We start from the raw sequence: 568 nt of genomic DNA on the forward strand, positions 1-568 counted from the left end.
GCCATGCAATTGACCAGCCGCACGTCGGGGTTGGTCTTGAAGGCTGTCTCATAGCCTGCAAAACCGTCGCATTGAAGGTATCCTTTGAAGCGGTATTGGCTTGCCAGTGATTCGATGACTGATCCGGCCCGGGATCCCATGTCATAATGGAAGATGACCAGTTTTTCCATGACAGACCTGACCATCCAGAGGTATTCCTTTTCCGCCTTGTGCTTTCCTCTGTTGATGACCGGGATGGTGGTCTCGTCCGCCTGCACATAGTCGCAAGAGAAAACCTCTTTCTTAAGCGACTCATACAGGGGCTTCAGCAGTTCTACCGTCTTCTTGAACCATCCGTCCAGCGTGCTTTCCGTAAGGCCTTTCAGCCCGAGATGCCTGTATTGCCGTATCTGACGGTAGAACGGGACGTGGTATTCATACTTCTGAAGCAGTATCTCGGCAAGCAGGCTGGTATCAGCGATGCACTTGTCAACAGGCATCAGCGGCATGGGGGCAATCTCCACCCCTTTCTGTCCAGCCGGAGGAAGCATGGTGCTGTCCTTGAGTGCATATTTGGGACGGATGATTT

At 52.6% G+C, this 568-nt stretch carries 1 protein-coding gene; it reads right to left on the bottom strand.

What is annotated here, in order from left to right; genetic code table 11:
- On the bottom strand, positions 1 to 568 hold a 568-nt coding region (locus B5F25_RS20980), incomplete at both ends, for a transposase (protein WP_140407023.1).

Source organism: Bacteroides sp. An19, from assembly GCF_002160215.1.
GTDB classification, from domain to species: Bacteria; Bacteroidota; Bacteroidia; order Bacteroidales; family Bacteroidaceae; genus Phocaeicola; species Phocaeicola intestinalis.